Origin of the sequence: Curtobacterium sp. UCD-KPL2560 (assembly GCF_001705035.1) — a bacterium.
Taxonomy (GTDB): domain Bacteria; phylum Actinomycetota; class Actinomycetes; order Actinomycetales; family Microbacteriaceae; genus Curtobacterium.
In genome coordinates this window covers 14,633-27,847 of sequence record NZ_MCIG01000022.1, presented here as the reverse complement: position 1 = coordinate 27,847, position 13,215 = coordinate 14,633, and the positions used below count along the sequence as shown (strand labels likewise).

The following is a 13,215-nucleotide window of genomic DNA, read 5'->3' as shown; positions in this document are numbered from 1 at the left end:
CCCCGAACCCACCACCGGGAGCACCCGGTGACCGCCCTCCTGGTGGTCCACCTGGTCCTGCTGGGGCTGCTCGCCGGCGAGGAGCTCGTCGTCCGCTGGGGCGTCCACCCCGCGATGGCCGCGCTGCCCGACGAGGCGCACCTCCGCACGCGGATCGCGCTCGTGCGCACGCTGCGGGTCCTCGTCCCCGCGCTGATGGTGCCGTCCGTGCTGTCGACGGTCGCCGTGCTCGTGACCGTCGGCACCGCCGACGGCCTCGGGTGGCGGGTCGCCGCCGCGTCCGCCCTCCTGGTGTTCGTCCTCGCGTCGTTCCTCGGGACCGTCCCGATCAACATCCGGGTGGACGGCTGGGACCCGACGGCTCCCCCGGCGGGCTGGGAGCGGGTGCTGGTGCGCTGGCAGCGGATCGACGTGCTCCGGTCGAGCGCCGCCGTCGTGGCGTTCGTCCTGTCCACCGTCGCGCTCGTGCAGCTGCTGGGCGCACCCTGACGTCCGCGTCGCCGACACCGGCACCCGGTCGTCAGGCGCCGGTGACCGGGACGTCCCAGTAGGACGGCTGCTCGTACTGCTCGGACCAGCCGCGGCGCAGGCGGGTCGCCGCACGGTCGAACGCGTCGACGAGGTCGGTGTCCGCGGTGAGGAGCGCCTGCAGCCGGAGGCCGTCGTGCAGGGCGAGGAGCTGCTGTGCACCGCGGACCGGGTCCATCGTCGCGGGCTCCCGACCCTCGCGGACGTCCGCGGCCAGGCCGTCCCGGATCGTCTGCCGGAAGCGCCGGTACGTCGAGCGGTGGTAGTCGGCACCGTCCACGGTCGGGTCGGCCGCGGACGCCAGGCTCGCAGCCAGGAGCTCGACCAGCGCCGGTTCCTCGGACTGCGCGAGGAGGAGGGCGTGCAGGAACGCGACCGTGCCCTTCTCCGCGATGAGCGGCGTCAGCGGACCCGAGACCGTCCGCGTCCACCGCTCGACCGTGGCCGCGAGCAGCGACCCCTCGGTCGGGAAGACCTGCCGCAGGTCCTCGACGGGCATGCCCGCGTGCGCCGCTGCGACGTCGAGCCCGAACCGCGAGACACCGCCGTCGCGCAGCGCGATGATGGCGCCGATGATCGCCAGGGAGCGGGGCGCCTCGTCCTCCTCCGCGGTGCGGCTCGTCAGCGGCGCGAGCGGGTGCTTCCGGAACCACTCGAGCAGCCCGCGTGCCCGGGCCGACCCGAACGCCGGGTCGGCGGGTTGCCCGGGGGCGAACAGGTCACTGAAGCCCGGGACCTGCTGCATCAGCGGGTCGAGTGGCTGGAACGCCATCGACCAGTCCGGGAACGACCGCTGCTGGATGGGTTCGTCGAGCAGCACCCGCACGTTGGTGTGGCGGGGGTCGAGGCGGACCTGCTCGAAGCGGGCGCCCACGACCTCGTCGTCCCCCTCGAGGATGCCGATGCAGTTGTCCCCCTTGTGCGCGAGGATGCCCGTCACGCCCATGCTCGTGTTCTTCTCACGGCCGACGGCCAGGATCTGGGCGAGCTCCGCGTCCGTGATCGGACGGGTCTGCGTGCTGGTGTAGACGATCGAACGCATGGGTGGATGCCTCCTGACGGCCGGACACGGTGCCCTCGTCCGAGTGAACCGCTCTGTCCACCGTGCCGCAACCCCCCGACCGGCCGGTGGACGACGACGGGCGTGCCCGGACCTCGGGAGGTCCGGGCACGCCCGTCGGGACCGGGGACGCCGCAGCGCGCCCGGTCAGCGCATCAGTACCGCGGTCGGCGCGCACCGCGGTCGTCGCCGCCGCGGTCGTCACGGTCGCCACCACGGGAGTCGCGGTCGTAGCCGCCCCGGCCACCGCCGCGCGAGTCGCGGTCGTACCCGCCGCGCGAGCCGCGGTCGTCGCGACGGGCACCGCCGCCGCGGGAGTCCGGGCGGATCTCGATGAGCTTGCCGCTGATCCGGGTGTCCGACAGGCGGTCGAGCACGCCCGGGTCCATGTCCTGGGGCAGCTCGACGATCGAGAAGTCCGGGCGGATCTGGATCGACCCGAAGTCGTCGCGGCGGAGCCCGCCCTCGTTCGCGAGCGCGCCGACGATCTGGCGCGGCTCGACACGGTGCCGGCGGCCGACCTCGATGCGGTACGCGGCCATCGGCTGCGAGCGACGGGGACCGCGCTCGGCACGGTCACCGCGGTCACCACGGTCGGCGCGGTCGTCGCCACGACGGCCGTCACGGTCGACCTGGTTGCGGAGCGCGTCCGAGTTCGGGTCGAGCAGCAGCGGGTCGTCACCCTGGGCGACGACGGCGAGGGCCGCGGAGACGTCCTCGGCGGGGACGTCGTGGTTGCGGACGTAGTGCGCGATGACCTCGCGGAACTTCTCGATGCGGTCCTGCTGCTCGAGCGCGGCGGTGATCGCGTCGTCGAAGCGGGTCAGGCGCGTCTCGTTGACGTCGTCGATCGTCGGTAGCTGCATCTGCGTGAGCGGCTGCTTGGTGTGGCGCTCGATCGCCGAGAGCAGGCGACGCTCGCGCGGCGTGACGAAGCTGATCGAGTCGCCCTTGCGGCCGGCACGACCGGTGCGGCCGATGCGGTGCACGTAGGACTCGATGTCGACGGGGATGTCGAAGTTCACCACGTGGGTGATGCGGTCGACGTCGAGACCACGGGCCGCGACGTCGGTCGCCACGAGGATGTCGAGCTTGCCCGACTTGAGCTGGTTCACGGTGCGCTCGCGCTGCGCCTGGGCGACGTCACCGCTGATGGCCGCCGCCGCGTAGCCGCGGGCCCGGAGCTTCTCGGCCAGGGTCTCGGTCTCGCTCTTGGTGCGGACGAAGACGATCATGCCCTCGAAGTCCTCGACCTCGAGGATGCGGGTCAGGGCGTCGACCTTCTGCGGGTACGACACGATGAGGTACCGCTGCGTGATGTTCGCGGCCGTCTTCGTCTTGGTCTTGACCGTGATCTCGGACGGGTCGTTGAGGTACTGCTGCGAGATGCGGCGGATCTGCGCGGGCATCGTCGCCGAGAACAGCGCGACCTGCTTGTCGTCCGGGGTCTCGGCGAGGATCGTCTCGACGTCCTCGGCGAAGCCCATCTTGAGCATCTCGTCGGCCTCGTCGAGCACGAGGTACTTCAGCTCGGACAGGTCGAGCGTGCCCTTCGCGATGTGGTCCATGATGCGGCCGGGGGTGCCGACCACGACGTCGACGCCGCGACGCAGGGCCGACAGCTGCACGCCGTACGCCTGGCCGCCGTAGACCGGCAGCACGTGGACGTGCTTCATGTGCGACGCGAACTGCTCGAAGGCCTCGCACACCTGCAGCGCGAGCTCCCGGGTCGGCGACAGCACGAGCGCCTGCGGCACCTTGCTGCCCGACTCCATGCGGGACAGGATCGGCAGCGCGAACGCCGCGGTCTTGCCGGTTCCGGTCTGCGCGAGGCCGACGACGTCGCGGCCCGCGAGCAGCGTCGGGATCGTCGCTTCCTGGATGGCGGAGGGGGTCTCGTAGCCGATGTCCTTGACGGCCTTGAGCACCGGGTCGCTCAGGCCGAGGTCGGCGAAGGTCACCACGGGCCCCTCGTCGGCGGTCTCGGTGGTGGTGGCGGTGTCCGTGCTCATGCGGAAACGGTACCGCGGACGTGGCCCCCACGGCGACCCGGCCCGCCTGCGGGCAGCCCGGACCGGGGCCGGACGGGAGGCTCGTGGCGGCGCCGCACCGCGCCTCCCGTCCGTCAGTGGGTCGCGACCGGAGGGTGCGTGGCGGGCCCGCACCGCGCCTCCCGACCGTCGCCCGACCGCGTCGCGGACGCGGGCCGCACGCTCAGGCCGGGCGGTCGCCGTCCGGCGCGCCGATGCCGAGCACCGTGTCCGCGCGGTCGTTCAGCCGTGCCAGCAGTCCCGCGAGCGTCTGGAGCTCCTCGGTCGCGAACGCCTGCGTGAGCTCGTCGGCGACCTCGGCCCCCGCGCCCGCCAGCGTGTCCAGGAGCTCCCGACCGGCCGGCGCGACCGACACGAGCGCGGCGCGACCGTCGGCGGGGTCGGGGGCGGTGTCGAGGTGCCCGGACTCCACGAGCGAGGCGACCCGGCGGCTGACGACCGGGCGGGACAGCCCCGTGGCGTCGGCGATGGCCATCGAGCGCACCGCGCCGGACCGGTCGACGGCGCGGAGGATCACGCGGGCCGTCGGGTCGAGGCCGCCCTGGGACTCGATCAGCGACGCCCGCAGGGTCTGCCGGACCCAGAGTCGGTCGAGCTGGGCACGGAGCAGTCGTTCGGCGTCGGCTCGGGCGTCGGTCACGGGCTCAGGCTACCGGTGACCCATTTAGTTGCTTCGTGGAAGCAATGGAGGTATCGTTGCGCGGTCTGCAAAGTTACACAGCCCGAAAAAGGAGTTCGATGACCGCCACCGCACCCGTCCCGGTGCAGCACGGCCGCCACGCCGCCGTGCCCGACGCCGCCCCCGGCGCGACCGGCGCACCCGCGTCCGGCGCCCCCGGGCAGCCGCTCATGACGCACCGCCAGATCCTCCTCGTGATCTACGGCCTGATGGCGGGCATGTTCCTGTCGTCCCTCGGCCAGACGGTGTTCGGCACGGCCATCCGCACCATCGGCGACGACCTGCACGGGCTCGACCAGCAGGCCTGGGTCACGACCGCCTACCTGATCACGTCGACGATCGCGACGCCGATCTACGGCAAGCTCTCCGACATCTTCGGCCGCCGGCCCCTCTACATCTTCGGCATCGTCGTGTTCATCCTCGGCGCCGTGCTGTCCTCGATGTCCACCTCGATGCTCATGCTCGCGGCCTTCCGCGCCGTGCAGGGCATCGGCGCCGGCGCGCTCATGTCGCTGCCGCTGGCGATCATGGGCGACATCCTCGCCCCGCGGGAGCGCGCGAAGTACCAGGGCTACTTCCTGGCCGTCTTCGGCATCTCCTCGGTGATCGGCCCGCTCATCGGCGGGCTGCTCGCCGGCTCCTCCGAGATCCTCTGGATCACCGGCTGGCGCTGGGTCCTCCTCATCAACGTGCCGATCGGCATCGCCGCGCTCGTCATGGTGATCGTCTTCCTGCACCTGCCGAAGGTGCACGGCAAGGGCGACAAGCCGAAGGTCGACTGGTGGGGCGCCACCGCGGTCATCGTCACGCTCGTGCCGCTGCTGCTCGTGGCGGAGCAGGGCCGCACCTGGGGCTGGGGCTCCCCCGCCGCGATCGCCAGCTACGTGATCGGTGCCCTCGGCCTCGTCGCGCTCCTGCTCGTCGAGTCGAAGATGGGCGACGCCGCGATCATCCCGCTCAAGCTGTTCCGCTCGGGCACGTTCTCGATGGCGACCGTCATCGGGTTCCTCGTCGGCTTCGCGATGTTCGGCGCGATGCTGACCATCCCGCTGTACCTGCAGATCGTCGTCGGGCTCACCCCGACCGAGTCCGGCTTCGCCACGCTGCCGCTCGTGGGCGGACTGATGATCGCGTCGATCACGAGCGGTCAGATCGTCGCCCGGGTCGGTCGCTACCGGATCTTCCCGGTCATCGGCACGTTCCTGGTCTCCGCCGGCTACGTCGTCCTGACCTTCATGACGATCGACAAGCCGCTCTGGTTCCTCATGATCGGCATGTTCCTCATCGGGCTCGGGCTCGGCTCGGTCATGCAGTCGCTGACCCTCGCCTCGCAGGGGTCGGTCGAGGCCCGGGACATGGGCGTCGCCACGTCGTCGGCCACGTTCTTCCGGCAGATCGGCGGCACGCTCGGCACCGCCGTGCTCCTGTCGATCCTGTTCTCGGTCATGCCGAGCAACATCCTGTCGGCGACCGCGAACCAGGCCGACCTCAAGCCGGCGCTGTCCGCCGCGCTCGACCCGGCCGTCGCGGGCAAGGCCGCGAACCAGGGCGCGATCGACAAGATCTGGGCCCCGATCACCATGCCGCTGCAGCAGACCGTGCAGTCGAAGCTCGACGACGCATCGGTCGAGGCGAAGGCCGCCGCCGACGCCCAGGTCACGGCGAAGGTGACCGCCGCCGTGCAGGCACAGGTGGCCGCGGGCGCCCTGCCCCAGGCCGCCGCGCAGACCGTCACCGACCAGCAGGTCGCCGACGCCACCCCGGCCGCCGAGGCCGCAGCACTGCAGGCCGTCGCGGAGCAGGCCCACGCCAGCGTCCAGGACGGCACCGTCTCGGTCGACTGGTCGGACGCCGCGCAACGCTCCTACTGGGTCGACCAGCTGACGCCGGAGCTCGCGAAGAAGATCGAGGACGGCAGCGGCTCGAGCAGCAACGCCACGAGCACGAACGACACCTCGTTCCTCACCGGCGCCGACAGCCGCCTCACCCGGCCGTTCATGGCGGGCTTCAACGCCTCGTCCGTGACGATCTACTGGGTCGGCCTCGGCGTGATCCTGTTGGCGTTCGTCCTCACCTGGTTCTTCCGCGTGCCGCCGCTCCGGCAGCGCTCGGCGCTCCAGGAGCAGCACGACGACGCGAACGGCGGCTCCGACCAGCTCGACCGGTCCGACCGGTCCGGTCGGTCCGACCGGTCCGGGCGGTCCGCCGAGGACGACCTCGAGGTCCAGGCCGGACTCGCCGCGGCCGAGGCCGGCAGCTTCACCGGCCCGATGACCGGCTCCACGCCGACCCAGCGCCGGTGACCCCCGGGCCGGTCCCGCCACCGCGGCGGGGCCGGCCCGTCGGTCTCGCCACCGCGGCGGGACCGGCCCCGCGGCCGACCGGCCGGACCAGCGACCTCCCCCGAACCAGCCCAGGAGTGCACGTGACCACGACAGCAGCACCGGACCCGGCCACCGCGCCGTGCACGCTGCGCGAACGGAAGAAGCAGCAGACCCGGCAGGCGCTCCACGACGCCGCGCTCACGCTCGTGTCCGAGCACGGTCTCGACGGCGTCACCGTCGAGCAGATCTGCGGTGACGCCGACGTCTCGCCCCGCACGTTCTTCAACTACTTCACGTCGAAGGCGCACGCCGCGCTCGGGCTCGACACCGTCGAGGTCCCGGAGTGGGCGGCGATTCGATTCACCGAGGCGGACGGCCGACTGGTCGACGACCTGTGCACGCTCGTCGCCTCGACGGTGCCGCTGTCGCAGGACCGCCGCCGGATGAAGGAACTGCTCGTGCTCCGGCCCGAGATGGCCCCGATGGTCATGCAGTGGATGGCGGAGTCGCGGCAGTCGCTGCTCGCCACGGTGTCCACCCGCACCGACGAGCAGACGGCCCGCACCGCCGTCGGGCTCGTGCTGTCCGCACTGTCCGAGGTGGCACACCGGGACACCGTCGGGGACAGCGAGGAACTCGCGTCCAGGCTCCGCGCCGTCGTCGCCGAGATGGGCGCGCTGGCCGCGGGCTGACGCCCGCCGGACGGGAGGCGCGGGTCGCCTCGGTCGTGGCGGTCGCGGACGTCGGTGGTCACCATCGTCGCTGGCTGCGGCTGCGGCTGCGGCTGCGGCTGCGGCTGCGGCTGCGGCTGCGGGAGAAAACTGCCACCATCGGTAGTTTTCTCCTTCTCACCACGAAGACTGCCGTCCGCGGTGGGGGTACGGTCCGGGCATGGACACGAGCGGACCGGCGCCGTACTTCCTGCTCCCGGGCACGGCGCGCGCAGCACTGGAACGGTGGCAGCGCGTCTTCGGGGGCGAGCTGCGGATCGCGACCCACGGCGACTTCTCCCGCGAGGACGGCCCTGCGGACGCGGTCGCGCACGGCGAACTCGTCGGCGACGTGCACGTGTTCGCCGCGGACGCCGGCGGCGACGACCGGCCCTTCACCGCGACCGGGCTGCTCTTCTCGCTCCTCGGCGCCGCGGACCCGGAGGTCCTCCGTCGGTGGTTCGCCGCCCTCGCCGACGGCGGCACGGTGGTCGACGACCTGCAGGAGCGGCCGTGGGGCGACTGGGACGGCACCGTCCGCGACGCGTTCGGCGTCACGTGGTTGATCGGGTTCGAGGCGTCCGCGATGGCATGCTCGACATGAAACGCGCATCGATGAGCGATGAATAACGAAGAGCCGATGGAGGGTCAAGGCAACCGCGACCGATGCTAACTACCGTCGCGTGCACGGATCTGATGAATGTAACGATCGCGACGCCGCATTCCTCGAGTGGTCGAACCGACGGAGGGTGACCTCATCGCCTCGCGCCCTGATAACACGAAGGCCGCCAGCGTCAATCGGCAGTTTCGATACCGATTGTGACTCCCGTCCTTCGACGCACGGTGGCTCGCAGCGCCAAGATGAGGTACGGTTCGAGGATTCGTCACCCGTTCGAACTGAGGGCCTGTCTTGAAAGCTGTTGAAACCACGATCCTGCGCCTCCTCCAAGGCTCCAAGGTCTTCCTCGTACCCAACTTCCAGCGGCGCTACTCATGGCGGTCGAAGGAGTGGGAACTACTTTGGGCCGACCTTATTCGTGAACATGGGTTCGCACACGCCGGCACCGACGAGAGCTCAAATGGGCATTTCCTCGGGAGCATCGTGCTTCATCCCGCTACAAGCACCGCGTCGATCCTGGCTCAACACCTGGTCGTTGACGGCCAGCAACGACTGACGACTATTCTCGTGCTACTTGCCGCCATCCGAGACGTGCGCCGCGATGTCGAGGAGAATTGGGATGGATCCGAGTACGACGTCAAGTATCTAACCAACCCCTATGACGACCAGTTCCCTGATCGACTCAAGCCCACTGAACTCGATCGCCGGGCATTCAGCGAGACCGTCCGGAACTCGCAGCCCACCGACGGCGTGGGTCAAGCTTATGTATTTTTCCGACGCCGAATTGAGAATGCTGTTCGAGACGAGGGTATGAACCCGAAGGCGCTGGGAGAGACCCTGCTGCTCCGCATGCTTCTCGTCGAGATAAATACAAGCATCGGCGACTCCGTCAACAACATCTTCAACACGCTCAACTCAAAAGGCTTGCCCCTCTCGGCCTCCGACCTCGTCAGGAACGAGCTCCTGCTGCATATCGGCGAAAATCTTGGCGACGCCGCCTACAAGGAGCACTGGATACCGATCGAGGAAACCTTCTTCAATGCCTCTACCGGCAAAGTTGATGACCGACAGTTCATCACGTTCCTCTGGTCCCGTGAAGTTGTCCACGACCCTGCAACCACTCGACAGGACCTCTTTGCATTCTTCGAACGCCGGCTTCGGAAATCCCTCGCGGGCCTTGCGGAAGCCGAACGTCGACAATTTGCACTTGACGAGTTTGCGCAAATCCACTCCGACTCACAAGTGTTCGAGATTGTCCGCCACCCGGCAGACGCAAATCTCGACATTTTGAGCATGACTTCACCCTTACGGGGGGCCTTAATCAAGTTGGTCGCGTGGGGGTCGGAACCGTCAACCCCTCTCGCTCTCTGGCTCACCAAATCAGCCATAACGGGCAGAATCAGCGAGCAGGAGGCTGGCGAGGCCGTAGAGACGCTCCTTGGTTACCTGATCAGACGAGCCCTTGCAGGCGTACCGACGAACCTCCTTAATAGGCTGCTCACACCATTGCCCGCTCGCCTCGATGCAGATGAGGGAAGATCACCGAGTTCCGCATTGAGGGAAATTCTTAGTCAGAAGGGATATTACTGGCCTCGTAACTCCGAAGTAGAGGCCGCTATACCGAGCCAGCCAATACTGGCATCCGCTCGACGACAAGTGCGATTCCTACTTGAAGAGGCCGAGGAGATCGCACAGGGCTCTTCACCCGAAATGGACGCTGCAGCTCGGGTTACCCGCATCATGCCCGAGGAGCTCTCGAGTTCCTGGCGGGAAGACATCAAGGCCAGCGGGGAAGAAGTAGACGAAGCACTCGCTCTCGTCAACACTCTCGGCAACCTTGCTCTTCGCGTGCCAGCCGCCGTTGACTACTCCTCTTTTGAGGGATCTAGGGGCTCGTTCGAGATCGGGTCCACGCTAGACGAATCCCTGATTGAATCAGGCCGATTCAACCCGAGTCTGATTCGCGAACGCAGCCTCAACCTGGCTCGACTGTTGATGAAACGCTACCCGGGACCCACGGAGGATCGCAACCCCGATAATTCTGCTTCGGCCCGCCAAGACCGAGACAGGGACGCCATAGAATTTGCCCTTCAGTCCTTGCCCTCCGAATCTTGGACGACCGATGCAGTCCTCAGCATGCATTCCGGGTCAGCCCTTCAAGATGTCCGGTCTGTAGTCCTGCGGCTCGACCCGTCAATCGCACGTCTCGTTCGCGATCCTTCCGGTGCTATTCCTTCTTGGTTCGATGCCGCGGCCAGGTCACGTATCGAGACTCAGACTCAGTCAGTCAACCCGGCAGCATTTGTCGACACCCAGCAGCTCGAGGACGTCGTCCGCGATGCTGTCGATTCGGACGAGGGTGCCGATGATGAGTGAAAATCGCGCTTTCTTTCGAGTGAGTGTCATAAACACACAACTCATCGTAGCGACGATGGCGTTCTCGGTCCTCGGCGTCTTCTCGAGCGACGTTCCCACTTGGGCTCGCCTTCTCATCGTGGTCGTCGCGATAGGCCTGACGGCTTCGGGCCACGTCGGCTCCCTCCTGGCTGCTAGCAGGGCGAAGAAGAAAGCAGACGAGGTGACCCCTCTACTACAGGAGCTGAAGACTGCTCGTGATGCCGTGGATCCCTCGTCAATGTTGCGCGCAATTGATTCGCTCGCGATGGTGCTGTTTAGGGGGGATGAAGCGTGGCGGCTGTCCGCTTACGTGATCGAAGCTGACGAGGAACTGGGTCGCCGCCTTCGCCTTGCCTTCCGAAGGTCAGGCTCCGAAGAATACGAATCAAGCGGACGAGAGATCATTCCACTCAAAAGTTCCTTCCTCCGCAGCGTGGATGATTACGACCTGAGGTCAGCTACGCGTGTCCATGTCAATCATTCGAACAGTCTTCCTGATCGAAGGATCGAGCCTGACGCTTGGGCAAAAATGCACGCACAGTTCATGCCACTGAAAGAAGCGCGACTGCTCAGAATGCCGACGCGCGTTTATGCGTGGTGCGCTACCCGCGATCCAGAGTCAGGTCAGACCCTCGCCCTGATGGCCGAGTCACTGAACCCAGACGGCATTGCCTTTGACGTTCTCGAGTCCCCCATCGTCCCTCAGTGGCTCGCTTTAACCATTCGGGCCACAAGCGCGGAAGCTATTGTGAAGGCACCTATAGCGAAGGCTGAGCGCCTCCTCGCGCAAGGGTCGTGAAATCACGCTTGCGATGTTCGGCGCATCTTGAGACACGACGCTCGCCCACGAAGGATTGAGGTCCGTGCGCAAGCGCGCTAGAGATAATGTTAGGAGTGCCGGTAACAAAACAGCGGCCATCAGGCCGCGTCGAGCGGCAGCAGCGGGGCCCAGAACGCGTCCGGGCCGTCGGCGACCACGGCGTCGCGCTCGAACCGGAAGCCGTACTCCCGCACGAAGTCGAGGGCGGCGGCCTGCTCGTCCTCGGCGTCGTCGTGGTCGGCCTGGAACAGGTAGACGCCGTGCCCCATCGCGACGCCGGAGTCGCTGATGACGGACAGGTCCCACCGGCCCTCCTCCGCGCGCTCGATCCGGACGACGGCGGCCTGTGCGGCGGTGAAGTCAGCCATGCCGCGAGCATACGGACCACCCGCTGCGTCCGTTCAGGGCCGGGCCGCCCCGTAGCCTGACCGGATGGACGCTCCGCAGCCGTCCGGCACGACGAAGCGCCGGGTCACGCTCACCATCGCCCGACCCCGCTGGACGTGGGGCGCCCGCCCGACGGTCGTGGTCGACGGCGTCGGGCACCCCGCGCAGTGGGGCACCGGGACGTGGGCGGTCGCCGACGACGGGTCGACCGACCTCGGCGTGTACCTGTACAACCGGGCCTGGCGGTGGGGAGCGGCACACGCGACGGTGTCGTCCGGTGCGCCCGCCACGCTGACGTACCGCGCGCCCGTCCTGCCCCTCGGTGCCGGTTCGGTCACGGTGCCCGCCGCGGGAGGGCCGTCAGCAGCCCACCGGTAGGGTGAGCGGCATGTCTGTCGGGTTGCTCGCCGTCGTGGACGACATCCTGTCCGCCGCCCTCAAGGCCAGCGCGAAGACCGCCGGCGTGGTCATCGACGACGCGGCCGTCACGCCGCAGTACGTCCAGGGGCTGCAGCCGGCGCGCGAACTGCCCGTGGTCGGCCGGATCGCCCTCGGGAGCCTGTTCAACAAGTTCGTCATCATCATCCCGCTGGCGCTGCTGCTCTCGGCGTTCGCGCCGTGGGTGCTGCCGTGGCTGCTCGTGCTCGGCGGCACGTACCTGTGCTTCGAGGGCGCCGAGAAGGTCACCGAGTGGTTCGGCGTGCACCACGACGCCGGGCACGCCGAGGAGCAGCCGACCTCGGAGCCGAAGCTCGTGTTCGGGGCGATCCGCACGGACCTGATCCTCAGCACCGAGATCATGCTCATCGCGCTCGCCAGCCTCGACACCGACATGGCGTTCTGGCCGAAGGTCGGGGCGCTCGCGCTCATCGGCGCCGGCATGACCGCGCTCGTCTACGGTGCGGTGGCGCTGCTCGTGAAGGTCGACGACGTCGGGCTGTCGATGATGAAGCACCCGGTCCGGCGTACCCGTCGAGCCGGCGCCCGCATCGTCCGCGCCATGCCGGGCGTCTTCCGGTTCATCAGCATCGTCGGCACCGTCGCGATGCTCTGGGTCGGTGGGCACCTGGTGATCGCGAACCTCGCCGAGACGCTCTGGTCCGGCCCGTACGACCTGCTCCACGTGGTCGAGCACGCCGTCGAGGCGGCCGGTCCGGTCGTGACGTGGATCGTCGACACCGCGGTGTCCGCCGTGTTCGGGCTCGTGCTCGGCATGGTCGTCGTCGGGATCGTGCTCGGCATCGGCCGTCTCCGCGGACGCGGGCAGCACTGAGCCGAGCGGTCGGGACCGCCCGGATGGTCGGGGCCGGTCCGAGCGGTCAGGACGACGCCGAGGGGTCGGCACCGGCTCGAGCGGTCAGGCGTCGGCCTGGTCCGACCGCCACTGGCACCACGCGCCGAACTGCGCCTGCGCACTGCCGAGCGTCGTGTGGGACCCGCGGACGCCACCGTCGGCGGAGACCAGCTCGTACTGCCGCCCGTAGGTGATCGTGGCGACCACCGTGCCGTCGACGGAGGCGGTCCACCTCGTCGCGGACTCCTGTTGCCAGGCGGTTGGTGCGTACGACATGGGTGGCTTCCGCTCGGTGCCGCAGGCGCCCGGGTGGCGGAACGACCACTCGGACGCTACGCCGTCCGCC

The 13,215-nt window shown here is 68.7% G+C and carries 13 protein-coding genes; 8 read left to right on the top strand and 5 right to left on the bottom strand.

Annotated features, from left to right (window positions below):
• Positions 1-27: 27 nt before the first annotated feature.
• The gene (locus BEP24_RS07505) at positions 28-489 is read left to right on the top strand and encodes a DUF1772 domain-containing protein (RefSeq protein ID WP_065961941.1); all 462 of its coding nucleotides are present in this window, start codon (positions 28-30) and stop codon (positions 487-489) included.
• A gap of 31 nt (positions 490-520) precedes the next feature.
• Here BEP24_RS07505 and BEP24_RS07500 read toward each other — a convergent pair whose 3' ends face one another.
• From BEP24_RS07500 to BEP24_RS07490, 3 genes are all read right to left on the bottom strand, one after another.
• A complete protein-coding gene (locus BEP24_RS07500) occupies positions 521-1,570 on the bottom strand; it encodes a BLUF domain-containing protein (RefSeq protein WP_065961938.1) in 1,050 nt (349 codons plus the stop codon).
• A gap of 173 nt (positions 1,571-1,743) precedes the next feature.
• Complete coding sequence (locus BEP24_RS07495; protein ID WP_065961937.1) at positions 1,744-3,600, bottom strand: DEAD/DEAH box helicase; 1,857 nt, start codon at positions 3,598-3,600, stop codon at positions 1,744-1,746.
• A gap of 202 nt (positions 3,601-3,802) precedes the next feature.
• Positions 3,803-4,279: a MarR family winged helix-turn-helix transcriptional regulator gene (locus BEP24_RS07490; protein ID WP_065961935.1), complete on the bottom strand. Its 477-nt coding sequence runs from the start codon at positions 4,277-4,279 to the stop codon at positions 3,803-3,805.
• A 98-nt stretch (positions 4,280-4,377) separates the two neighbouring features.
• Here BEP24_RS07490 and BEP24_RS07485 point away from each other — a divergent pair, with 98 nt between their 5' ends.
• From BEP24_RS07485 to BEP24_RS16985, 5 genes are all read left to right on the top strand, one after another.
• Positions 4,378-6,621 carry an MDR family MFS transporter gene (locus BEP24_RS07485; protein ID WP_065961934.1) on the top strand — a complete coding sequence of 748 codons (2,244 nt, stop codon included), beginning with the start codon at positions 4,378-4,380 and terminating at the stop codon, positions 6,619-6,621.
• A gap of 122 nt (positions 6,622-6,743) precedes the next feature.
• Positions 6,744-7,334, top strand: coding sequence for a TetR/AcrR family transcriptional regulator (locus BEP24_RS07480; RefSeq protein WP_083230190.1), 591 nt, complete (start codon positions 6,744-6,746; stop codon positions 7,332-7,334).
• Between the two features lie 199 nt (positions 7,335-7,533).
• Positions 7,534-7,956 (top strand): glyoxalase, encoded by a 423-nt coding sequence (locus tag BEP24_RS07475; RefSeq protein WP_065961931.1) that lies wholly within the window; start codon positions 7,534-7,536, stop codon positions 7,954-7,956.
• A gap of 306 nt (positions 7,957-8,262) precedes the next feature.
• Positions 8,263-10,347, top strand: a complete 2,085-nt coding sequence (locus tag BEP24_RS16535; RefSeq protein WP_083230184.1) for a DUF262 domain-containing protein — start codon at positions 8,263-8,265, stop codon at positions 10,345-10,347.
• Complete coding sequence (locus tag BEP24_RS16985; RefSeq protein WP_141693389.1) at positions 10,337-11,167, top strand: hypothetical protein; 831 nt, start codon at positions 10,337-10,339, stop codon at positions 11,165-11,167. The genes BEP24_RS16535 and BEP24_RS16985 overlap by 11 nt, the downstream gene beginning before the upstream one ends.
• Positions 11,168-11,286: 119 nt before the next feature.
• Here the strand turns inward: BEP24_RS16985 and BEP24_RS07465 are convergent, their stop codons facing one another.
• A complete protein-coding gene (locus tag BEP24_RS07465; RefSeq protein WP_065961927.1) occupies positions 11,287-11,556 on the bottom strand; it encodes a hypothetical protein in 270 nt (89 codons plus the stop codon).
• 64 nt (positions 11,557-11,620) lie between these two features.
• Between BEP24_RS07465 and BEP24_RS07460 the strand changes: the two genes are divergently transcribed.
• Together BEP24_RS07460 and BEP24_RS07455 are read left to right on the top strand one after the other, a co-directional pair.
• A complete protein-coding gene (locus BEP24_RS07460; RefSeq protein ID WP_065961926.1) occupies positions 11,621-11,953 on the top strand; it encodes a hypothetical protein in 333 nt (110 codons plus the stop codon).
• A 10-nt stretch (positions 11,954-11,963) separates the two neighbouring features.
• Positions 11,964-12,848 (top strand): DUF808 domain-containing protein, encoded by an 885-nt coding sequence (locus BEP24_RS07455; RefSeq protein WP_065961958.1) that lies wholly within the window; start codon positions 11,964-11,966, stop codon positions 12,846-12,848.
• An 84-nt stretch (positions 12,849-12,932) separates the two neighbouring features.
• On the opposite strand, the gene BEP24_RS07450 is transcribed toward BEP24_RS07455, so the two are convergent.
• Entirely contained in the window at positions 12,933-13,145 is a 213-nt protein-coding gene (locus BEP24_RS07450; protein WP_065961925.1) for a hypothetical protein, read from the bottom strand.
• Positions 13,146-13,215: the final 70 nt, after the last annotated feature.

Bases quoted from the DNA above. Each gene is read 5' to 3' on its own strand.
- BEP24_RS07500 (WP_065961938.1), bottom strand. From the start codon at position 1,570: ATGCGTTCGATCGTCTACACCAGCACGCAGACCCGTCCGATCACGGAC.
- BEP24_RS07495 (WP_065961937.1), bottom strand. From the start codon at position 3,600: ATGAGCACGGACACCGCCACCACCACCGAGACCGCCGACGAGGGGCCC.
- BEP24_RS07485 (WP_065961934.1), top strand. From the start codon at position 4,378: ATGACCGCCACCGCACCCGTCCCGGTGCAGCACGGCCGCCACGCCGCC.
- BEP24_RS07475 (WP_065961931.1), top strand. From the start codon at position 7,534: ATGGACACGAGCGGACCGGCGCCGTACTTCCTGCTCCCGGGCACGGCG.
- BEP24_RS16985 (WP_141693389.1), top strand. From the start codon at position 10,337: ATGATGAGTGAAAATCGCGCTTTCTTTCGAGTGAGTGTCATAAACACA.
- BEP24_RS07465 (WP_065961927.1), bottom strand. From the start codon at position 11,556: ATGGCTGACTTCACCGCCGCACAGGCCGCCGTCGTCCGGATCGAGCGC.
- BEP24_RS07460 (WP_065961926.1), top strand. From the start codon at position 11,621: ATGGACGCTCCGCAGCCGTCCGGCACGACGAAGCGCCGGGTCACGCTC.
- BEP24_RS07455 (WP_065961958.1), top strand. From the start codon at position 11,964: ATGTCTGTCGGGTTGCTCGCCGTCGTGGACGACATCCTGTCCGCCGCC.
- BEP24_RS07450 (WP_065961925.1), bottom strand. From the start codon at position 13,145: ATGTCGTACGCACCAACCGCCTGGCAACAGGAGTCCGCGACGAGGTGG.